Source organism: Agromyces sp. ISL-38, assembly GCF_018613935.1.
Taxonomy (GTDB): domain Bacteria; phylum Actinomycetota; class Actinomycetes; order Actinomycetales; family Microbacteriaceae; genus Agromyces.
Map to the genome: position 1 here is coordinate 73622 of NZ_JAGGPF010000003.1, position 21603 is coordinate 95224.

Annotated in this window: 19 protein-coding genes and 1 tRNA gene; 10 read left to right on the top strand and 10 right to left on the bottom strand. The window is 71.1% G+C overall.

Annotated features, from left to right (window positions below):
* Positions 1-36 precede the first annotated feature (36 nt).
* On the top strand, positions 37-1029 hold the full coding sequence (locus J7E25_RS04285) for a TetR/AcrR family transcriptional regulator (protein WP_308164359.1): 993 nt from the start codon (positions 37-39) through the stop codon (positions 1027-1029).
* Positions 1030-1036: 7 nt separating this feature from the next.
* Here J7E25_RS04285 and prmC read toward each other — a convergent pair whose 3' ends face one another.
* Positions 1037-1909 (bottom strand): peptide chain release factor N(5)-glutamine methyltransferase, encoded by an 873-nt coding sequence (gene prmC, locus J7E25_RS04290; RefSeq protein WP_214868294.1) that lies wholly within the window; start codon positions 1907-1909, stop codon positions 1037-1039.
* A 95-nt stretch (positions 1910-2004) separates the two neighbouring features.
* Here prmC and cysK point away from each other — a divergent pair, with 95 nt between their 5' ends.
* The gene (gene cysK / locus J7E25_RS04295; protein WP_214868297.1) at positions 2005-2940 is read left to right on the top strand and encodes a cysteine synthase A; all 936 of its coding nucleotides are present in this window, start codon (positions 2005-2007) and stop codon (positions 2938-2940) included.
* A gap of 4 nt (positions 2941-2944) precedes the next feature.
* Complete coding sequence (gene epsC, locus J7E25_RS04300; RefSeq protein WP_214868299.1) at positions 2945-3523, top strand: serine O-acetyltransferase EpsC; 579 nt, start codon at positions 2945-2947, stop codon at positions 3521-3523.
* Between the two features lie 39 nt (positions 3524-3562).
* Here the strand turns inward: epsC and prfA are convergent, their stop codons facing one another.
* From prfA to J7E25_RS04340, 8 genes are all read right to left on the bottom strand, one after another.
* Positions 3563-4639, bottom strand: coding sequence for a peptide chain release factor 1 (gene prfA, locus J7E25_RS04305; RefSeq protein ID WP_214868301.1), 1077 nt, complete (start codon positions 4637-4639; stop codon positions 3563-3565).
* 4 nt (positions 4640-4643) lie between these two features.
* Positions 4644-6926 carry a transcription termination factor Rho gene (rho, locus tag J7E25_RS04310; RefSeq protein ID WP_214868304.1) on the bottom strand — a complete coding sequence of 761 codons (2283 nt, stop codon included), beginning with the start codon at positions 6924-6926 and terminating at the stop codon, positions 4644-4646.
* A 266-nt stretch (positions 6927-7192) separates the two neighbouring features.
* Positions 7193-8149: a homoserine kinase gene (gene thrB / locus J7E25_RS04315; protein ID WP_214868305.1), complete on the bottom strand. Its 957-nt coding sequence runs from the start codon at positions 8147-8149 to the stop codon at positions 7193-7195.
* The gene (thrC, locus tag J7E25_RS04320) at positions 8146-9243 is read right to left on the bottom strand and encodes a threonine synthase (protein ID WP_214868307.1); all 1098 of its coding nucleotides are present in this window, start codon (positions 9241-9243) and stop codon (positions 8146-8148) included. The genes thrB and thrC overlap by 4 nt, the downstream gene beginning before the upstream one ends.
* Positions 9244-10551, bottom strand: a complete 1308-nt coding sequence (locus J7E25_RS04325; protein WP_214868309.1) for a homoserine dehydrogenase — start codon at positions 10549-10551, stop codon at positions 9244-9246.
* Positions 10548-11975 carry a diaminopimelate decarboxylase gene (gene lysA, locus J7E25_RS04330; RefSeq protein ID WP_214868311.1) on the bottom strand — a complete coding sequence of 476 codons (1428 nt, stop codon included), beginning with the start codon at positions 11973-11975 and terminating at the stop codon, positions 10548-10550. Before lysA ends, J7E25_RS04325 begins: the two co-directional genes overlap by 4 nt.
* Before the next feature lie 160 nt (positions 11976-12135).
* Positions 12136-12945 carry a DUF2993 domain-containing protein gene (locus tag J7E25_RS04335; RefSeq protein WP_214868313.1) on the bottom strand — a complete coding sequence of 270 codons (810 nt, stop codon included), beginning with the start codon at positions 12943-12945 and terminating at the stop codon, positions 12136-12138.
* Between the two features lie 26 nt (positions 12946-12971).
* Positions 12972-14645 (bottom strand): arginine--tRNA ligase, encoded by a 1674-nt coding sequence (locus J7E25_RS04340; protein ID WP_214868316.1) that lies wholly within the window; start codon positions 14643-14645, stop codon positions 12972-12974.
* 38 nt (positions 14646-14683) lie between these two features.
* Between J7E25_RS04340 and J7E25_RS04345 the strand changes: the two genes are divergently transcribed.
* The 3 genes from J7E25_RS04345 to J7E25_RS04355 all read left to right on the top strand — a co-directional run bounded on the left by J7E25_RS04345 (position 14684) and on the right by J7E25_RS04355 (position 16683).
* Positions 14684-15298: an iron ABC transporter ATP-binding protein gene (locus tag J7E25_RS04345; protein ID WP_214868318.1), complete on the top strand. Its 615-nt coding sequence runs from the start codon at positions 14684-14686 to the stop codon at positions 15296-15298.
* 14 nt (positions 15299-15312) lie between these two features.
* A complete protein-coding gene (locus tag J7E25_RS04350; protein ID WP_214868320.1) occupies positions 15313-16512 on the top strand; it encodes an ROK family transcriptional regulator in 1200 nt (399 codons plus the stop codon).
* Positions 16513-16610: 98 nt separating this feature from the next.
* Positions 16611-16683 (top strand) — tRNA-Arg (locus J7E25_RS04355).
* Positions 16684-16801: 118 nt separating this feature from the next.
* Here the strand turns inward: J7E25_RS04355 and J7E25_RS04360 are convergent.
* Positions 16802-17293, bottom strand: a complete 492-nt coding sequence (locus tag J7E25_RS04360) for a carboxymuconolactone decarboxylase family protein (RefSeq protein ID WP_214868321.1) — start codon at positions 17291-17293, stop codon at positions 16802-16804.
* Positions 17294-17339: 46 nt separating this feature from the next.
* On the opposite strand from J7E25_RS04360, the gene J7E25_RS04365 reads away from it, so the two are divergent.
* The 4 genes from J7E25_RS04365 to J7E25_RS04380 all read left to right on the top strand — a co-directional run.
* On the top strand, positions 17340-18773 hold the full coding sequence (locus tag J7E25_RS04365; protein ID WP_214868322.1) for a PLP-dependent aminotransferase family protein: 1434 nt from the start codon (positions 17340-17342) through the stop codon (positions 18771-18773).
* A gap of 95 nt (positions 18774-18868) precedes the next feature.
* Complete coding sequence (locus J7E25_RS04370) at positions 18869-19402, top strand: sigma-70 family RNA polymerase sigma factor (RefSeq protein ID WP_214868323.1); 534 nt, start codon at positions 18869-18871, stop codon at positions 19400-19402.
* Positions 19389-20177, top strand: a complete 789-nt coding sequence (locus tag J7E25_RS04375) for a hypothetical protein (RefSeq protein ID WP_214868324.1) — start codon at positions 19389-19391, stop codon at positions 20175-20177. Before J7E25_RS04370 ends, J7E25_RS04375 begins: the two co-directional genes overlap by 14 nt.
* 122 nt (positions 20178-20299) lie before the next feature.
* Positions 20300-21603, top strand: a 1304-nt coding sequence (locus tag J7E25_RS04380) for a TPM domain-containing protein (RefSeq protein ID WP_214868326.1), incomplete at its 3' end; no start/stop codon positions are given.

Below are 21603 nucleotides of genomic sequence, written 5' to 3' on the forward strand. Positions count from 1 at the left end.
ACTGTGGGTCAACATCAATCGAGAACGGGAGCCGATGTGAGCCGAGTGCGACCCGACCCCGAGCTCCCCCGCGGCGTCGCGCTCGCGTGGGGCGTCGCGACGCATCCGCAACGCGGCCCGAAGCGCGAGCTCTCCATCGAGCGCATCGTCGACGCCGCCATCGAGATCGCCGACGCCGAAGGGCTCTCGGCGGTGTCCATGAGCCGGGTCGCCGCCTCGCTCGGCTTCACGACGATGTCGCTCTACCGCTACGTCACGAGCAAGGACGACCTGATCCTGCTCATGCAGGAGGGCGCGGGTGACGTGTCGGTGCCCGACGACGCCGTCGAGCGCACGTGGCGCGAGGGAGTGACAGCGTGGGTGCTCGCGATCCGGGAGGCGTACCGTGCGCACCCGTGGATCGTCGACATCCCGATCTCCGGGGCCCCGATCACGCCGAAGAACCTCACGATCGTCGACTGGTTCCTGCGGGAGGTGCGATCACTCCCCCTGAGCGACGGCGAGAAGATGTCGGCGCTCCTGCTGCTCACGAGCTACGCACGCGCGACGAGCGCGCAGGAACGCGACCTCGCCGCCGCTGCAGCAGCTGCACGCGATGCCGGCGACGTCACGGGCGAGAACTTCCTCGAGGCGCTCATCGAGCTCGTGACCCCCGAGCGATTCCCCTACCTGAGCCCGGTGATGGCGTCGGGCGGATACATCGCGGGCCCCGAGGCGGCCGATGACGAGGCTGACGAGGACTTCTCATTCGGCCTTGAGCGCATCCTCGACGGCATCGAGTACCACGTCGGCCGCCTCGAGTCGGGCGAGCGCGTGACGGCGGCGGGCCCCAAGCCCGCGCCGGCGCTCCTCCTCCCCCGCGACAAGGCCGTGCGCGAGGCGGCGAAGGCTCGCCGCGAGGCGGAGAAGGCGCTGCGCGAGGCGCAGAAGCGCGAGCGCGAGGCGATCAAGCATGCGCTCGAGCGCGAGAAGCACGAGCGGGAGCAGATCGAGCGACGCGAGCGGGAGCAGCTCGAGCGCAACACCTAGTCGCGGATCAGCGGAGCGCCGTCGTCGCCCGGTCGCGGGTGGTCAGGTCGCGGTGATGCGAGATCGCCCGCCAGCCGTCGGATGCGAGCAGGGCGGCGATGCCGGCGGACTGCCGCTCCCCGTGCTCGATCACGAGCACGCCGCCGGGCCGGAGCAGCCCCAGCGCGCGCCTCGAGAGAGCCCGCACCACATCGAGCCCGTCGGCGCCGCCGTAGAGCGCCGGCTCGGGATCGTAGAGGCGCACCTCGGGGTCGCGTGGCATCTCGTTGAGCGGCACGTACGGCGGATTCGACACGACCACTGCGACGCGGCCGTCGAGCTCTGGCAACGCGACCGCGAGATCGGCGAACACGAGGTCGAGGTTCGGCGCGGCGACCGCCTCGACGTTGCGGCGGGTCCAAGGGAATGCCTCGGGTGAGTTCTCGACCGCCCAGACGCGCGCGTGCGGCACCTCGGTCGCGAGGGCGAGCGCGATCGCACCCGTGCCGGAACCCAGATCGACCGCGATCGGCTCCGGCTCGGCCGCCGCGCGCAGGGCATCGATCGCGAGCTGGGCGACCTCCTCGGTCTCGGGCCTCGGCACGAAGACGCCCGGGCCGACGTGGAGCTCGAGCGAACGGAAGGCGGCGCGGCCGGTGAGGTGCTGCAGGGGCTCGCGGCGGGCGCGGCGGGCGACGAGCGCGTCGATCGCCGCGGCATCCGGCTCCCCCAACTCGCCGTCCATGACGAGCTTCGCCTGGACTCCGCCGCGCGAGAGGCCGAGCACGTGCCCGATGAGCAGCTCGGCATCGACCTCGGGATCGGGCACGCCGGCGGCTGCCAGACGGGCGACGACGCCGTCTCGAATCGCCCGAAGGGAGTGCGCGCCGGGCCCCGGCATCCGTTGATCCACGCAATGGAATGTAACGCACGAGCCGGTGAGTGCGCCCCGACCATAGGCTGAGCGCGGCACTCGCCGTCACGAGAGGGATCATCATGGCACAGGTCTTCGACAACATCACCGAGGTATTCGGGCGCACCCCGCTCGTGCGTCTCAACCGAGTGACCGACGGCGCAGACGCCACGGTGCTCGCAAAGCTCGAGTTCTACAACCCGTCGGCGAGCGTCAAGGACCGCCTCGGGGTCGCGATCGTCGACGCCGCAGAGGCGTCCGGCGAGCTGGCACCCGGCGGCACGATCGTCGAGGGCACGAGCGGCAACACCGGCATCGCGCTCGCGATGGTCGGCGCGGCGCGCGGATACCGCGTGATCATCGCGATGCCCGAGACGATGAGCAAGGAGCGCCGCGCCCTCCTCCGGGCCTATGGTGCGGAACTCGTGCTGACTCCCGGCAGCGAGGGCATGAAGGGCGCGGTCGCCCGCGCCGAGCAGCTCGTCACGGAGACCCCCGGCGCCGTGCTCGCGAAGCAGTTCGAGAACGAGGCGAACGTCGAGATCCACCGCCGCACCACGGCCGAGGAGGTCTGGAACGACACCGACGGCGAAGTCGACATCTTCGTGTCGGGCATCGGCACCGGCGGCACCATCTCCGGCGTCGGCCAGGTGCTCAAGGAGCGCAAGCCCGAGGTGAAGATCGTGGGCGTCGAGCCCGCCGAGTCGCCGATCCTCAACGGCGGAGCGCCCGGCCCCCACAAGATCCAGGGCATCGGTGCGAACTTCGTGCCGGCGATCCTCGACCGCGACGTCTACGACGAGATCATCGACGTCAACATCGACCAGGCCGTCGCCACCGCTCGCCGCCTCGGCGTCGAGGAGGGCATCCTCGGCGGCATCTCTTCGGGTGCCACGGTCTACGCGGCGGCCGAGCTCGCGAAGCGTCCCGAGAACGCCGGCAAGACCATCGTCGTGATCGCGGCGAGCTACGGCGAGCGGTACCTCTCGACGGTGCTGTACGAAGGTCTGCTTGACTGAGCGGGTGGGACTCCTCGCAACGCTTCGTGAAGACATCGCCACCGCTCGCGCCCACGATCCGGCCTCACGCGGATCGATCGAGGTGTTCCTCGCCTACTCGGGGTTGCATGCGATCTGGGGTCACCGTGCTGCGCACCGGCTCTGGGTGAGCGGGCTCTTCCTGCCCGCGCGACTCCTGTCGCAACTGGTGCGGTTCCTCACGGGCGTGGAGATCCACCCGGGCGCGACCATCGGCCGGCGCTTCTTCATCGACCATGGCATGGGCGTCGTGATCGGCGAGACGGCTGTGCTCGGCGACGACGTGATGCTCTACCACGGGGTCACCCTCGGCGGGAAGGCGCGGCGGGGCACCGGGCGCGGAGCCAAGCGGCATCCGACGCTCGAAGACGGCGTCACCGTCGGGGCCGGCGCGAAGGTGCTCGGCCCCGTCACGATCGGGGCGTGGAGTGCGATCGGCGCGAACGCCGTCGTGACGAAGGATGCTCCCGCGCACTCGCTCATCGTCGGCATCCCCGCGACGATCAAACCGCTCTCGCACGAGACGGCCGACGCCGCCCGCGGCGTGCACGACTGGCACATCTGAGGTGAAGGCGCGAGCGGATGCCGCGGCATCCGCTCGCGGCTACTCGTCGCCGAGATTCGCGAGGCGTGCCTCTTCGTCGGCTTGGATCGCCGACTCGACGATGGGGTCGAGCGCGCCGTTCATGACGGAGTCGAGGTTGTAGGCCTTGTAGCCCGTGCGGTGGTCGGCGATGCGGTTCTCGGGGAAGTTGTAGGTGCGGATGCGCTCGGAGCGGTCCATCGAGCGGATCTGCGACTTGCGGGCATCGGATGCCGCGGCCGCGATCTCCTCCTGCTGGCGGGCGAGGATGCGGGCACGAAGCACCCGCATCGCCGCCTCGCGGTTCTGCAGCTGCGACTTCTCGTTCTGCATCGACACGACGATGCCGGTCGGGAGGTGGGTGATGCGCACGGCGGAGTCGGTGGTGTTCACCGACTGGCCGCCGGGACCCGATGAACGGTAGACGTCGATCTTCAGGTCGTTCTGGCTGATGTCGACTTCTTCGGGCTCGTCGACCTCGGGGAAGACGAGCACGCCCGTCGTCGAGGTGTGGATGCGGCCCTGCGTCTCGGTGACGGGAACGCGCTGCACGCGGTGCACGCCGCCCTCGTACTTGAGGTGCGCCCACACGCCCTGCGACGGATCGGTCGCGTTCGACTTGATTGCGACCTGTACGTCTTTGTAGCCGCCGAGGTCGGACTCGTTCTGGTCGAGGAGCTCGACCTTCCATCCCTTGGCCTGCGCGTACTGCATGTACATCCGCAGGAGATCGCCGGCGAAGAGGGCGCTCTCCGCGCCCCCCTCGCCGCCCTTGATCTCCATGATCACGTCGCGTCCGTCGTCGGGGTCGCGCGGGATGAGCAGCCGCCGCAGGCGCTCCTGCGCCGTGGCGAGCGCCTCTTCGAGCACCGGCACCTCCTCGGCGAAGGCGGCGTCGTCTTTGGCGAGCTCGCGTGCAGCTGCGAGGTCGTCTTGCGCCTCGAGCCACACCGTGTGCGCGTGGACGATCCGGCTCAGCTCGGCGTAGCGCCGATTGACCTTCTTCGCGCGCGCAGCGTCGGCGTGGAGCGCCGGGTCGGCGAGCTCCTCCTGCAGTTGCGCGTGCTCGGCGAGGAGGCTGCTGACGGATTCGAACACAGCCTTACCGGTGGTCGATCTCGTGCCCGTGCGAAGCCGCCGTGCCGCCCGCGACGGGCATCGACTTCTGCATGAGCATCAGGAACTCGACGTTCGACTGGGTCTCCTTCAGGCGCCCCAGCACTGCCTCGAGAGCCGGCTGGGGGTCGAGGCCCGCGAGGGCGCGCCGGAGCTTCCAGGTGATCTTCACCTCGTCGGGCGAGAGCAGCATCTCCTCGCGACGCGTCGACGAGGCGTTCACGTCGACGGCGGGGAAGATGCGCTTGTCGGCGAGCTGGCGCGAGAGCCGGAGCTCGGAGTTGCCGGTGCCCTTGAACTCCTCGAAGATCACCTCGTCCATCTTCGAGCCGGTCTCGACGAGCGCGGTGGCGAGGATGGTGAGCGAGCCGCCGTTCTCGATGTTGCGCGCGGCCCCGAAGAACCGCTTCGGCGGGTAGAGCGCCGAGGCGTCGACACCCCCGGAGAGGATGCGACCGGATGCCGGTGCGGCGAGGTTGTACGCACGCCCGAGCCGGGTGATCGAGTCGAGCAGCACGACGACGTCGTGACCGAGTTCGACGAGGCGCTTCGCGCGCTCGATGGCGAGCTCGGCGACGGTCGTGTGGTCTTCGGCGGGACGGTCGAAGGTCGAGGCGATGACCTCGCCCTTCACCGTGCGCTGCATGTCGGTGACCTCTTCGGGACGCTCGTCGACGAGCACGACCATGAGGTGCACCTCGGGGTTGTTCGTCGAGATGGCGTTCGCGATCTGCTGCAGCACGATCGTCTTGCCGGCCTTGGGCGGCGCGACGATGAGGCCACGCTGGCCTTTGCCGATCGGGGCGACGAGGTCGATGATGCGCTGCGTGAGCTTCGTGTGCTCGGTCTCGAGCCGCAAGCGCTCCTGGGGGTAGAGCGGCGTGAGCTTCTGGAAGTCGACGCGCGCCGCCGACTCCTCGGGCGTCTGCCCGTTCACCGAGTCGACCTTGACGAGGGCGTTGTACTTCTGGCGGCTGTTCGACTCGCCGTCGCGCGGCTGCTTGATGGAGCCGACGACCGCGTCGCCCTTGCGCAGGTTGTACTTCTTCACCTGGCCGAGCGAGACGTAGACGTCGCTCGGGCCCGGCAGGTAGCCGGTCGTGCGCACGAACGCGTAGTTGTCGAGCACATCGAGGATGCCGGCGATCGGGATCAGCACGTCGTCATCGAGGATCTCGGGCTCGAGCTCGTCGCCGCCGGCCTGGCCGCGACGCTTGCGGTCGCGGTAACGGTTGCGACGGCCGCCCTCGCCATCCTGCAACTGCTCCTGCTGGCCACGCTCCTGCTGGCCACGGCCCTGCTGGCCGCGTGCGCCGTCGTTCTGCTGCTTGCCGGTGTCGGCGTCGGCCTGGCGGGTCGTGTCAGCCTTGGCACCCTCGTCGGCCTTGCGGCCCTGCTCGGCCTGGCCGCCGTTCTGGCGGTCGCCACGCTCGCCGCGATCACCGTTCTGGCGCTCGCCGCGCTCGGCGCGGTCGCCGTTCTGACGGGGCTGCTGGCGGCCCTCGGTCTTCTGGGCGTCGTCGCCGCGCTCGGTGCGCTCGGTGCGCTCGGTGCGCTCGGTGCGCTCGCCGCCTCGGCGGCCACGGTTGCGGTTGCGACCCTGGCGCGGTTCGTCGGCGGATGCCGCCTCTTCGTCGCCCTCGACGGGCTGCGTGCTGCGGGCGCCCTCGCCGGTTGCGGCGGCGAGTTCCTCGCGAACGGCCGCGCGGGCCGCCTCGCGGGCGTCGACATCGGCCGGCACGAGGCCGAGTCCGGTGTCGCCGCCGTTCACGTGCTGCGTCGCGGCCGTGGTCGCGCTCGTGGCGCGTCGCGGCTGACGACGGGCGGGACGGGTGATCGTGACCTCGGTGGCGAGCGAATCGCTCGCGCTCTCGGCCGCGTCAGGGGAATCGGTCGCCGATGCTTCTGCAGGCTCGCTCGGAGCCTCGCCTCGGGCGGACTCGACGATGGTCGAGGACTCGACCGCCGCGGCGGTCTCCGCCTCGGCAGGCGTCTCGGCAGGCGTCTCGGCAGGCGTCTCGAAAAGCGTCTCGAAAGACGTCTCGGCGTCGGCGGCCGGAGCCGCGGTCTCGTCAGGCTCGACGACCGGAGCTGCGCCGGCCGACCCCTCCTGGTGGGCGGAGATCAGCTCCACGAGTTCTCCCTTTCGGCGCTTCGAAGCACCTGCGATGCCGAGCGTGAGGGCGAGCTCCTGGAGCTCGGGGACCTTGAGGGTGCTCAGGCGGGTGCGGTTGGCCACGCTCTCGGCGTGGTCGGTTCCGTTGGTCACTGGGTATGTTCCTTTCCCCTGTCGCAGAGTTGCGACCCAGGAGAGCTGATCGCTGGCACGAGCGATGTCGAAGCGCGGTGGCGCAGACGTGCGCGAGAGCGAGAGCAATAGATTGCCGGGAATTGCACGATGCGACCGGGAACGCGAACAATGCGTTGCCTGCCGGGTGCGGATTCAGTCTAGCATCACCGAATCCATCGCCCCGACAGCCGACACGCCTCTGGGGAATGGATGCCCCAGGGCGGCGCGGCGCGCGGAGCAGCGCGTTATGCGGCCTGGACCGTGGCACCCTTGAAGTCGACGGCGAGCGGCAGGGCCTGCCAGACCGTGTCGGCCGAAGCCTCGACGAGCCTGATCGCCTCGGCGCGTTCGCTCGGGTCGCTCGCGAGCACGAGGATCGACGGCCCTGCCCCTGAGACGACCGCAGGATGCCCCGCCGCGCGGAGGGCCCGGATGAGCCGGTCGGTCTCGGGCATGGCCTGCGCGCGGTAGTGCTGGTGCAGCTTGTCTTCGGTGGCCTGCAGGAGCAGCTCGGGGCTCTGGATGAGGGCGGCGATGAGCAGCGCGGAGCGCGAGACGTTGAACACCGCGTCTTCGTGCGGCACCGACTCGGGCTGCAGCGACCGGGCGAGGGCTGTCGACATCTCATGCTCGGGCACGAGCACGAGTGGCGAGACGCCGCGGTGCACGATGAGCTTCTTGTGTCGCGGCCCCTCGGGAGTCACCCACGCGATCGTCAGCCCGCCGAAGAGCGCCGGCGCCACGTTGTCGGGGTGCCCCTCGAGCTCGGTCGCGAGGGCGAGCAGCTCGTCGGGGTCGAACTCGACGATGCCCTCGAGGAGCCCCTTCGCCGCGACCACGCCAGCGACGATCGCGGCGCCCGACGAACCGAGCCCGCGGCCGTGCGGGATGCTGTTGTGAGCCACGAGTTTGAGCGGCGGCAGCTCGACGCCCGCGCGGGCGAATGTGTGCGCGATCGCGCGCACCACGAGGTGCGACGCGTCGAGTGGCACCTCGCCGGCGCCCACGCCATGCACCTCGATGTCGAGCCCCGCGGCATCCGGAACCGACACCTCGAGCTCGTCGTAGCGAGCGAGTGCGAGGCCCAGCGTGTCGAAGCCCGGGCCGAGGTTGGCGGAGGTGGCCGGCACCTTCACGTGCACGCGCCGGCCCGTGAGGTCTGGGAGCACGCCCGCGGCGGGCGCTGCGGCGGCACTGGTCATGAGGAGAGTCCGAGAACTGCGGCGACGGCCGCGGTGTCGACCGGCACGATCGTCGGCTGCACATCGGAGCCGTCGGCCGTGCGAAGGGCCCATTGCGGGTCTTTCAGGCCGTGGCCGGTCACCGTGAGCACGACGCGCGCACCCGCAGGCACGACACCCGCGGCAGAGCGCTCGAGGAGGCCGGCGACGCTGATCGCCGAGGCGGGCTCGACGAAGATGCCGACCTCGGCCGAGAGGATCCGCTGCGCCTCGAGGATCTTGTCGTCGTCGATGGCGCCGAAGTAGCCGTCGGACTCGTCGCGTGCCTCGAGCGCAAGCTCCCACGACGCCGGATTGCCGATGCGGATCGCGCTCGCGATCGTGTCGGGATCGCGCACGACCTCGCCGCGCACGATGGGCGCGGATCCGGATGCCTGGAAGCCGAACATGCGCGGCAGCCGCGTGGCGTTGCCCGCGGCGATGTCCTCACGGTAGCCGCGCGTGTACGCGGTGTAGTTGCCCGCGTTGCCGACGGGGATGAAGTGGAAGTCGGGCGCGTCGCCGAGCACCTCGACGACCTCGAAGGCGGCCGTCTTCTGGCCCTCGATGCGGTCGTTGTTCACCGAGTTCACGAGGTGCACGGGGTAGTTCGCCGCGAGCTCGCGGGCGATCTCGAGGCAGTCGTCGAAGTTGCCCTGCACCTGGAGGAGCTGGGCGTTGTGGGCGATCGCCTGGCTGAGCTTGCCGAGGGCGATCTTGCCCTCGGGCACGAGCACCGCGGCGGTGATGCCGGCGTGCGTCGCGTACGCCGCCGCCGACGCCGAGGTGTTGCCGGTCGACGCGCAGATGACGACCTTCGCGCCGCGCTCGACCGCCTTCGTCACGGCCATGGTCATGCCGCGGTCCTTGAAGGAGCCGGTGGGGTTCATGCCCTCGAACTTCACCCACACGTCGGCGCCCGTGCGGCGCGAGAGCGCCGGGGCGGGCAGGAGGGGCGTTCCGCCCTCGCCGAGGGTGACGACGGGCGTGGCATCCGTCACGTCGAGGCGATCGGCGTACTCGCGGATCACGCCGCGCCATTGACGCGAATTGGCCTTGGGGGTGGGCTGGTTCACTTACGTTCCTTCGACTCGGAGAACGGATGCCACGGATGCGACGACGGGACTCTGGGCGAGGGCGGCGACGGTCTCGGCGAGCGCGGACTCCTTCGCCTCATGCGTCCCGATGACCAGCGTAGCCCGCTGGGAGTCGTCGCTCACCGTCTGCTGGAGCTGCTCGACCGACACTCCGTGGTCGGCGAAGACGTGCGCGATCTTCGCGAGCACGCCCGGCTCGTCGACCACCTCGAGGGTGATCGCGTAGCGCGTCGTGATGCGCCCGATGTCGAGCACGGGCATCTCGGCGTGGGTGGACTCGGCGGTGCCGGGGCCGCCGATGACGTGGCGCCTCGCGATCGCGACGAGGTCGCCGAGCACCGCGGAGGCGGTCTGCACTCCCCCGGCGCCGGCACCGTAGAACATGAGGGGGCCGGCCGCTGCGGCCTCGACGAACACGGCGTTGTTCGCCCCGTGCACCGCAGCGAGCGGATGGATCCGCGGCACGAGTGCCGGATAGACCCGCGCCGACACGCCCTCCTCGCCCGTCTCGGGGTCGACGAGCCGTTCGCAGATCGCGAGGAGCTTCACGACGAAGCCGGCGCGCTTGGCCGATTCGACCTGATCGGCGGTCACGCCCGTGATGCCCTCGCGGTACACGGCCTCGACCGGGACGCTCGTGTGGAAGGCGAGGCTCGCGAGGATCGCCGCCTTCTGCGCGGCGTCGTAGCCGCCGATGTCGGCGGTGGGATCGGCCTCGGCGTAGCCGAGCTCGGTCGCGGTCGCGAGGGCGTCTTCGAGGCTCGCGCCCGTCGTGTCCATGCGGTCGAGGATGAAGTTCGTGGTGCCGTTGACGATGCCGAGGATGCGCTCGACCCGATCGCCCGCGAGGCTGTCGCGCAACGGGCGGATGATCGGGATCGCGCCCGCGACGGCGGCCTCGTAGGAGAGCTGCGCGCCGACCTGCTCGGCAGCCGCGAAGAGCTCGGGCCCGTGCAGCGCGAGGAGCGCCTTGTTGCCCGTGACGACGTCGGCGCCCGAGGCGATCGCGCTCAGCACGAGCGTGCGGGCCGGTTCGATGCCGCCCATGAGCTCGATGACGATGTCGGAGCCGAGGATGAGGTTCTCGGCATCGGTCGTGAAGAGCTCGCGCGGCAGGGGGCTGTCGCGCTTCGCGTCGAGATCTCGCACGGCGATGCCCACGAGCTCGATGCGCGCACCGCTGCGCTGTGCGAGCTCGTCGGAGTGCTCGAGCAGCAGGCGCGCGACCTGCGAGCCCACCGACCCCGCCCCGAGCAGGCCGACGCGGATGGAGCGGTACTCGATCATGCGGGATTCCCTTCGGAGCCGGCCGAGGTCTCGGGGCCGGATGCTGCGAGGCCCTCGTCTCGGGCGAGCAGGTCGGCCTCGGTCTCGCCGCGCACGATCACGCGGGCGACCCCGTCGCGAACGGCGATCACGGGGGGTCGCGGCACGTGGTTGTAGTTCGACGCGAGCGACCAGCAGTAGGCGCCGGTCGCGGCGACGGCGAGCAGGTCGCCCGGTGCGACATCCGCCGGCAGGTACTCGGCGTCGACGATGATGTCGCCGGATTCGCAGTGCTTGCCGGCGACCCGCACGAGCGCGGGCTCGGCATGGGAGATGCGCGAGGCGATGCGGGCGGAGTAGTCGGCGCCGTACAGGGCGGTTCGGGCGTTGTCGCTCATGCCGCCGTCGACCGACACGTAGTGGCGCATGCCGCCGTCGATCGGCACGGGCTTCACAGTGCCGACCGAGTAGAGCGTGACGCCTGCCGGGCCGATGATGGAGCGACCGGGCTCGAAGGCGAGCTTCGGCACGGGCACGCCCGCGGCGCGGCATCCGTCGGCGACCGCGTTCGCGATGCCCTGGGCGATCGCTTCGATCGGCGCCGGCTCGTCGGCCGAGGTGTAGGCGATGCCGAAGCCGCCGCCGAGGTTCAGCTCGGGCACGGGGGCGATGCGTGCGAGCTCGGCGTGTGCCGCGAGCAGTCGTTCGGCCGACTCGGCGAACCCCGCGGAGTCGAAGATCTGGGAGCCGATGTGGCAGTGCAGGCCCAGGAAGTCGAGTGAGGGGTGCGAACGGATGCGCGTGCCGAGCTCGACGGCCCGCTCGAGCGAGACGCCGAACTTCTGGTCTTCGTGCGCCGTCGCGAGGAACTCGTGGGTCGAGGCATGCACGCCGCTGTTCACCCGGAGCCGCACGGGCTGCACGCGACCGGCGCGTGCCGCGGCATCCGCGACCCGCTCGATCTCGATCTCGCTGTCGATGATGATCGCCCCGACGCCCGCGACGACCGCCCGGTCGATCTCGACGAGCGACTTGTTGTTGCCGTGGAAGCCGAGCCGCGCGGGGTCAGCGCCCGCGGCGAGCGCGACGGCGAGCTCGCCCCCTGTGCACACGTCGACCGCAAGCCCCTCTTCGGTCACCCAGCGCACGATCGCACCCGAGAGGAACGCCTTGCCCGCGTAGTAGATCGTCACAGTCGTGCCGACGGATGCCGCAGCGGCCTCGAACGCGGCGCGGATGCGCACCGCGCGACCCCGGGCGTCGGTCTCGTCGACGACGTAGAGCGGCGTGCCGAACTCGGCCGCGAGGGACTCGGCGTCACGGCCCGCGATCATGAGCCGCCCGGCGTCGTCGCGCGCGGCGCTCGACGGCCACACCTGCGGCGCGAGCGCATTGGCATCGGCGGGCACGCGGAGCCATCCGGGGACAGGGGCGGTGGTAGCCACGGTGGAAACCTCACGGGACGGACGTATCGACGGGTCGCTCGCGGCGAGCGAACCCGGATTGGTTCCTGAAGCCTGCTGCGGATTCCGCTCGCGCGGAACACCGGTGAGTCTATCGAGGGCGGGTTGAGCAGCCGAATCGGGCTGCTCGCGCGTCGTCGCGTTAGTCGCAGCTGCCGGTCTGCTCGAGGCTCGCCCGGTCGATCATGATCCGCTGCGCATCGAGCTCGACGTGCGCGGTGCCGGGCGTGATCGTGATGCTCGACACCTCGACTCCCTCGGGCAGATACTGCGCGACGCAGACGTCGAGCGGGTCGTCGCCGACGAGCCGGGCGATCAGGTCCGAGACATCGATCGCGGCGCCACCGGCTCCGACCGTGACGTCGACCGGCTCGAGCAGTACCGAGGCGCCCGCTGCGGTCGGCTTCGCGGCAACCGAGTAGTCGACCGCGACGCCGAGCAGGTCGGTCGTGCCCTCGTAGCCGATCGTGCCCTGGCCGAACGTGAGGCCCCCGTCGATGCCCGGCACCGTGACGAGCCGGTTGACGGCGTCCTGGCCGATCTCGATCGTCGCGTCGACGTTCGCGACGGGCGATGCGAGGTCGATGGGAACGCCCTCGGCGACGACGTCGATGTCGAGCGGCGCCCCCTCCACGACGAGCTTGGGAGCGCTCAGCTCGACGTGGTCGATGGTGCCCGAGAGGAGCTGCGCGAGCATCGAGAAGCCCCCGATCGACACGTCGACGTCGCCCTCGACCCCGGCGGGCAGGCCGGCCTCGATCTGCTCGCGGGTGAGTTGCTCGGCGATGTTGCGCGTGACGACGTCGGCGACGACGAGGAGCGCGCCGATGGCGACCACGACCACGACGACCGCGATCCAGGCACGCGCGGCACGGCGGCGCGGGCGGCGGGCGGTGGTGCCGGGCGTAGCCGGCGCGAAGATCTCGGTGGGCTGGTCGTCGCGTTCCGCCATGATGGCTCCCGGGTTTCGAGGTGGCGTTACATCCGCTCGGGTGCCGAGACGCCGATCAGGTCGAGGCCGTTGCGGATCACCTGGCCCGTCGCGTCGTTCAGCCAGAGCCGGGTGCGGTGCAGGTCGCCGATCGGCTCATCGCCGAGTGGAACCACGCGGCAGTTGTCGTACCAGCGGTGATAGAGGCCCGCGAGCTCTTCGAGGTACCGGGCGACGCGGTGCGGCTCGCGGAGCTCCGCGGCCTGCGCGACGATGCGCGGAAACTCCTGCAGCGCCCCGAGAAGCGCCGACTCGGTCTCGTGCGTCAGCAGTTCGGGCGCGAACACCGAGCGATCGACGCCGGATGCTGCGGCATTCAGTGCGAGCTGGGTGGTGCGTGCGTGCACGTACTGCACATAGAAGACGGGGTTGTCGTTGCTGCGTCGCTGAAGGATCTCGGGATCGATCGTGAGCGGCGAGTCGGCCGGGTAGCGCGCGAGGGTGTAGCGCAGGGCGTCGGTGCCGAGCCACGCCTGGAGATCGTCGAGTTCGATGATGTTGCCGGCGCGCTTGGAGAGCTTCGCGCCGTTCACGCTCACGAGCTGGCCGATGAGCACCTCGATGTCGCGCTGCGGGTCGTCGCCGGCGGCCCCTGCAAGCGCCTTCAGGCGGTGCACATAGCCGTGATGGTCGGCGCCGAGCAGGTAGATCTTGTGCGCGAAGCCGCGGTCGCCCTTGTCGAGGTAGTACGCCGCATCGGCGGCGAAGTAGGTGTAGACGCCGTTGCCGCGTCGGATGACCCGATCTTTGTCGTCGCCGAAGTCGGTCGTGCGCACCCAGACCGCATCGTCGTCGTCGTAGACGTGTCCTTGGGCACGAAGGCGCTCGACGGCGGTGTCGACGTCGGAGAGCCCGTCGTCGCCCTTCGCGTGCAGGCGGCGTTCGCTCGTCCACACGTCGAAGTGCACGTTGAATCGTGCGAGGGACTCGCGGATCTCGCCGAGCTGCAGCTCATAGGCGATGTCGGTGGCCGTGTGCAGCGCGACGTCGTCGGCGAGCGCCAGCAGGTTGGGCTCTCGTTCGAGCACCCGCCCGGCGAGGTCGGCGATGTAGCTGCCCGGGTAGCCGCCCTCTGGGGTGGGCTCCCCCTTGGCAGCCGCGAGCACTGACAGTCCGAAGGTGTCCATCTGGCTGCCCGCGTCGTTGATGTAGTACTCGTCGGCGACCTCGGCGCCCGCGGCGCGGAGGACTCGGCCGATCGAGTCGCCGAGCGCCGCCCAGCGGGTGTGGCCGATGTGCAGCGGCCCGGTGGGGTTCGCCGAGACGAACTCGAGGTTGATGCGGCTGCCCGCGAGCGTGTCGCTGTGGCCGTATTCGGCCCCGGCTTCGACGATCGTCTTCGCGAGGGCGCCGGCCGCGGCCGCGTCGAGGCGGATGTTGATGAAGCCCGGGCCGGCCACCTCGGTGCTCGCGACGCCGTCGACTTCGGCGAGGCCCGCCGCGAGCTCGGTCGCGATCTCGCGAGGGCTCGCTCCGAGCGGCTTGGCCACCCGCAGTGCGATGCTCGACGCCCAATCGCCGTGCTCGCGGAGCTTCGGTCGTTCGAGCGTGACCGCCTCGGGCGCGAGCTCGATCGCGACCTCCGAGCCCGCCGCGCGACGGCGCTCGATGAGCGCGGTCACGAGGTCGAAGAGGGCACGCGAGAGTTCAGCGGGAGTCACCTGCAAATCCTACCCGCGCGATTGATAGGGTTCGTGACATGCCGCCGTCGATCCGCCTCCACCGCACCATCCCTGCCGGCCTCGCGATCATCGCGGCGGCATCCGTCGTCTTCCTCGGCGGGTGCACCGGCGAGACGCCCCAGCCCACCGCCACGGCAGCGCCCCCGGCATCCGAGACCCCTGCGGCCACCGAGCCCGCGCCGACCGAGACGGCCGAGCCGCCCGTCCCCTTCACGATCGAGTGCGACGCGGTGCTCACGCCGCAGAACGTCTACGACTTCAACCCCAACTTCGGCGTCGACCCCGACTACTCGGCGTCGGCCGAGGGCATCACCGGTGTCGTCGACGAGGCCGGAACCGCGTGCGGCTGGCTGAACCAGACAAGCGGCGAGGTCATCGAGGTCGGTGTCGCCACGCCACCGCCATCGGCCCTCGACGCGCGCAAGAATGCGGCGGCGCTCGGCAGCAAGCCCGTGCCGACCTACGGCACGCCGCCCGACGTCGAAGGCTATTTCCTCATGTCCGGCGACAGCGGCGAGGCCCAGGTCTTCCACGGTCCGTACTGGATCGTCATCGACTCGTCGTCGTTCTTCGAGCCCGGCGACGCGCAGTTGATCGTGACCGCGGTGCTCGGCAACCTGCCCGCCGCCTGAGGCGGTTCGACACCATGCCGTCGAACTCCGCTACGGGCACCCCGTCGTGGCTCGGGGCGGTCAACGACCGCGCGGGACTGTCGGTGCTGCTCGACCACGGACCGCTCACGCGCAACCGCATCTGCGAGCTCGTGGGGGTCTCGAAGCCGACCGCCTCGCAGATGATGTCGAGGCTCCTCGCCGCCGGGGTCATCGAGGAGCACGGCCGCACCTCGGGCTCGGCCGGGCGCACCGCCGTGCTGTACGCGCCGCGCACCGACCGGCCGCTCGGCGTGGCGCTCGACCTCGACGCGTTCGAGCTGCGCGCCACCGTGGTCGACGCGGCGGGTGGAGACCGGCCGATCGTGCGCCTGCCGCTGCCTCGCGACGCCACCGAGCGGTCGGCGGTCGACGAGGTCTCGTGGGCGATCGCCGAAGCCAGTGCCGCCGCCGGCACCGACCCCGATGCCGTGCACTCGGTCTGCATCGGCATTCCGGGGTACGTCGACCCCGGGCCGTCGGGCGAGTTGTTCAGCGAGACGCTGCCGGGCTGGCCCGCGCGTCGACTGCGCCCCATCCTCGAGGCCGAGCTCGGCCGCACCGTGGCGATCGAGAACGACGTGAACCTCGCCGCGCTCGCCGAGCGCGAGTACGGCGCCGGGGCCGACAACGACGTGTTCGTGCTGCTCTGGCTCGGCAACGGCATCGGGGCATCGTTCGACGTCGCCGGCGACCTGCACCGTGGCAGCTTCGGCGGCGCCGGCGAGATCGGGTTCCTGCCGCTCTCAGCCGAGGCGAACGCCGTCGATCCCTCGGCGCGGAGCATGCAGGATCTCGTGGGCGGCCGGGCGGTCGCCCACCTCGCCAAGTCGCACGGGCTCGACGTCGGCGGATACCACGCGACGCGCGCCGCACTCGCGGCACCCGAGGCGAGCGCCGTGCGCGATCTCGTCTTCGCCGACCTCGCCGAGCGTGTCGCGCACGTGGCCCTTCCGCTGCTCGCCACGCTGGACCCCGGTCGAGTGGTGCTCGCGGGCCCGACGGCGAGCATCGGCGGTGAGGCGTTCGCGAACGACGTGGCCCGCGCCATCCGCCGGCTGAGCCGATGGTCGCCCGAGGTCGTGGCGACCGGGGTCGGCAGCGACCCCGTGCTGCACGGCGCGAAACTGCTGCTCACCGGAAAAGTGCGCGAAGAGCTGCTCGACACGGTCGCCCGCCTCGACCTCGCGACCTGAGCCGTCGCGGGCAGCCGGCGTCCTGCGCCCGCCGCTCGTTCGCGCGCCCTGCGCGGTCTGAGCACCCGGCCGCGAAGTGGTAGTCTTTTCAGCTGTGCGCCTCCGTAGCTCAGGGGATAGAGCGCCGGTTTCCGGTACCGTAGGTCGGGGGTTCGAATCCCTCCGGGGGCACAACTGACAACGCGAGATCAGCTCGGCTGATCGAGCGGAATCGCCCATCGCAACACGAGAGCCCTGGCCACCGGCCGGGGCTTCTTCGCTTCCCCGGCGGTTCCTGTCGCGTCGCGTTTCACGCTGCGTCGCGTTGCACGTTCCAGCAGCGGGTCGAGACGCCGATGGCATTCCACGCATTGATGGTGACAACGAGTGCGAGCAGCGCCGCGAGCCGCTCCTCGCCGAGCTCGGCGCGCGCCTCGTCGACGACGGCTTCGGGTACGCGCGTCTCAGACAGTCGCGTCACCGATTCGGTGAATTCGAGGGCGGCGCGCTCGGCGGCGGTGAAGAGCGCCGAATCACGCCAGATCGCGACGGCGTGCAGCTTCTGGTCGGTCACGCCCGCCGCTCGCCCGTCCTTCGAGTGCAGGTCGACACAGTAGGCGCATCCGTTCAGCTGCGAGGCGCGCAGTCGCACGAGCTCGCGGAGCGCCGGGTCGAATCCCGCGCGGTCGAGTTCCAGGGTCGCCACGTGATCGAGCGAGGCGATTGCGCGGGAGAACTGCGGGACCAACTGGTCGAAGTCGAGGCGGACGGGGATGTCGATGAGCGATTCGGTGATGGTCATGTCTCCAGGCTAGGAGGCGATCGGCCCACTGGTATGGTCCATTTCCATGGACGAATCGTGGGCCATTCCGGGCCTCGACCTGCATGTGGAGATCGATCGCGAGCGAAAGGCCTCGTCGCTCGAGCATGCACTCCGCAGTGCCGTACGAGCCGGTCGGCTGGCGCCGGGCACGCGGCTCCCTGCGTCACGCACGCTCTCGTCCGACCTCGGCATCGCCCGGAACAGCGTGGCCGACGTGTACGCCCAGCTCACTGCCGAGGGCTGGCTCGAGGCGAGGGTCGGCGCCGGCACGTGGGTGAGCGGCTCCGCGGTCGCGCACGGCGCCGTGCGTCCGGCAGCGCCGGGCGCGCCATCGGCGGCGCTCGATCTGCGCGGCGGCATCCCCGACGCATCCGGGTTCCCCAGGCGTGCCTGGGCGGCGGCGGCCCGACGAGCCGTGCTCGGCGCCGCGACATCCGACCTCGGCTACGCCCCGGAACTGGGTTCGCAGGCCCTCCGTGCGACGCTCGCCGACTACCTCGTCCGCGCCCGCGGCGTCGTCGCGACGACCGATCGGGTGATGGTCGCGCACCGCTTCGGCGAGCTGCTCGGACTCGCCTGCCGAGCGCTCGCCGCGGGGGGCGCCCGGTCGATCGCCGTCGAAGAGGTCGGTCACGAGGCCCACCGCGAGATCATCCGTGCGAGCGGCCTCACTCACATGGCACTTCCCGTCGACCGTGACGGCGCAGACACCGAGCGCCTCGACGACCGGGTCGACGCGGTGCTGCTCACCGCCGCCCACCAGTTCCCGACGGGCGTGCCGCTCGCTCCGGCACGCCGGGTCGCCGCAGTGCAGTGGGCCGAACGCTCAGGCGGCCTCGTCATCGAAGACGACTACGACGGCGAGTTCCGCTACGACCGGCGTGCGATCGGCGCCCTGCAGGCGCTCGCGCCCGAGCACGTGCTCTACATCGGCACCGCGTCGAAGAGCCTCGCGCCGGCCGTCGGTCTCGCCTGGGCGGTCGTGCCCGAGCGACTGGTCGCTCCGATCGCCGCCGAACGCAGGGTTGCGGGCACGGCGGCCGACGTGCTCAACCAGCACACCCTGCACGCCTTCATCGGGTCGCACGAGTTCGACCGCAACGTGCGACGGCTCCGGGCCGAGTACCGGTCCCGCCGCCTCACACTCGAGTCACGCGTCGCCGATGAACTCCCCGGATGCCGTGTCTCCGGCCTCGCGGCTGGGCTGCACTGCCTCGTCGAACTGCCCGCCGGCACGAGCGAGGCCCGGGTGACCGAGGAGGCCGCACGCCTCGGTCTGCGATTTCACGGGCTCGAGTCGTTCCGAACGGGCGGCACCGAGTGGCGGCATCCGCCCGCCATGGTCGTCGGCTACGGCGCTCCCCCGCCGCACCGGTTCGCCGAGGCGATCGACCTCGCGGTGCGCGCCATTCGCCGAGCTGCCGACAGCTCCCCGGCGACGACGGCAGCGCTACGCTGACGGCGACGACAGTCCGCGTGCTCCCCCAACGAAACCCGCGGCTCGTTCGTCTGAAGAGGTGACGGGGCAATCCGCCGCCGTCGGGAGGAGTGGGCGTGGCCCGGTCGTGGGATGCGGTGGCGACAAAGCTCGTCGTCGAGCGCGGCGACGCGCTCAGCCGCTACGCCTACCTGCTCACGGGCAGCGTCGACGACGCCGCCGACCTCGTGCAGGACGCCCTCGTGCGCACCTTCGGCACGCCGAGGTTCGGCCTCACGCTTCCGCGGGCCGAGGCCTACGTGCGCCGCGCCATCCTGAACGCCGTGATCGATCGCTCGAGGCGCGACGGCAGGTGGCGCAAGGTGCGGCATCTCACGCTCGCGCCCGACTCGGTGGAGTCGGCGGATGCCGCGAGCGACGAGCGACTCGACCTGCTCGAGCGCATTCGGGGGCTGGCACCACGCCAGGCGGCGTGCATCGTGCTCCGCTACTACGACGACCTCACCGTCGACCAGGTCGCGCACTCGCTCGGCATCAGCTCGGGCGCGGTGAAGCGCTACCTGAGCGACGGGCTGCGCGCGCTCTCCTCATCGATCGATCCGGCGGGCGGACGCTCGACGCGAACGGGAGGCGACCATGTCAGCAGATGACCCGAACCGCATCCGCGACGGGCTCAAGCGCGCAGCGGATGACGCGGCGCCCCGTGCGATCGACGTCGACGCGGTGCTCAGGGCGAGTCGCGCCCGTCGGCGTTCACGCCGCACTGCCGTCGTCGGCGCCGGCGGCGCGGCGGCCGCGCTCCTCGCGGTGGGCGGCCTCGTGATGGGACTCCAGGGCACGGGCCTGCTCACGACGACCTCCGGCTCCGCTCCCGAGTCGGCGAGCATCGCCGAATCCCCGATGCAAGCGCGTGAGGAGTCGGCAGACGGGTTCGCGTCAGACGCCTCGCTCGCACCGCCCGAGAAGATGAATCCCTGCGGTGCCCCGGTCGCCGAGGCGACGGATGCCACGGGCGGCAGCCTCTCGGTCGCGGTCGAGTCCGTCGGGGCCGTGCCGACCGGCGGCGTCGGTGCTGCCCGGGTCACCGTGACGAACTCCGGGCCGGCCGCCGTCGAGGGTGAGCTCCGTGTCGCCCCGGCGATGACGATCGCCGCCGCCGGCGTCACCGTCTGGCACTCGAACGGCTCCGTGTCGCCTGAGACGACCCCGGTCGTGCTCGCACCCGGCGAATCGATCCAGCTCGAGGGGCTCGTCGAGGCGGTCTCGTGCACCGAGACCGACGAAGCAGCGGAGGCGTTCCCGCCGGGTCTGCCCCCGCTCACGCCGGGATCGTACGGTGTCACGGCCGTGGTGGTGTTCGTTGCCGACGGCGCGGACGCCGTCGAGTACCTCGTCGCCCCGCTTGCGCCGCTCACCGTGGAGTGAGGACTGCGATCGGGTCGTGGACGACCTGAGGCTCCCCGCCATAGACTCGGAATCGTCCGTCTCGGACGGGGGAAAGGCGCTGGTGCATGCGGTCCGTACGCAAGGGTTCCGTTCTCCTGGCCATGATCGCAGGAGCAGCGATCGCCATCGGCATCCCCGGCACCGCCTGGGCTGAGGATCCGGTCTCGTTCGGCCCCGACTCGCCGATCGTCGACACGGTCGGCGCACTCGGCGGCGAGGCCGACGAGGTCGTCGCCGCGATCGACGCGACCGCCGATTCCAACGGCAGGCAGCTCTTCGTGGCCTTCGTCGACGAGTTCTCCAACCCCGCTGCAGCCGACGCCTGGGCCGATGAGACGGCGATCGCCAACAATCTGGGCACCGAGGACTACCTGCTCGCGGTCGCGATCGAGGGCAGCGCCTACTACCTGTCCGCGGCGAGCGACGCGTCGCTCTCGGCCGAGGAGACCGACCGCATCAGCCTGGAGGTCGTCGAACCGGAGCTCCGCGAGGACGACTGGGCGGGCGCGGCGATCGCGGCTGCCGAGGCGCTCCGCGACGGAGCCGGTGGATCCGGTGGAGCCGGCGGCGGCGGCTGGGGATTCCTCTGGTTCATCGTGATCGCCGCGGTCGTCGTCGTGGTCATCGCGATCGTGCTCTCGCGACGCAAGAAGCGCCAATCCTCGCAGGAGGGCGTCGAGAGGGCCCCGCAGCTCTCCGTCGAGGAGTTGCGCCGTCAGGCCGGCACCGCCCTCGTGCAGGCCGACGACGCCGTGAAGACGAGCGAGGAAGAGCTCGGCTTCGCGGTCGCCTCCTACGGCGAAGACGCCACCGACGGCTTCCGCGCCGCGCTCGACGGGGCGAAGGCGAAGCTCGCCGAGGCGTTCACGTTGCAGCAGCGACTCGACGATGCCGAGCCCGACACCGACGACGAACGCCGCGCGTGGTACGGCGGCATCATCCGGCTCGCCAGTGAGGCCGACGCGCTCCTCGATGAGCAGGCGGAACGCTTCGACGAGTTGCGCGACCTCGAGCGCAACGCCCCTGCAGAGCTCGAGAAGGTCGAGGCCGCCGCCTCCGTCGCCGAGTCGGCGATCGCCCCGGCAGCGGAGCGACTCGCGGGACTCCACACGCAGTATGCGGCATCCGCCCTCACCGCCGTCGCCGACAACCCCGCCCAGGCGAAGGCCCGCATGAGCTTCGCCCGCGAGACGCTCGCCGCCGCGAGCGCCGCGATCACCGAGGGCGATCCGGCGCGGGCCGCGGTCGGCATCCGCGCCGCAGAGGAGGCCGTCGACCAGGCGAAGCTCCTCACCGACGCCGTCGAGCGGCTCGCCGCCGACCAGGTCGCAGCCGACCAGGCCGTCGCGGCCGGCGTCGCCGAACTCGACCGCGAGGTGCAGGCTGCGCGCGGCCTCGGCGACAC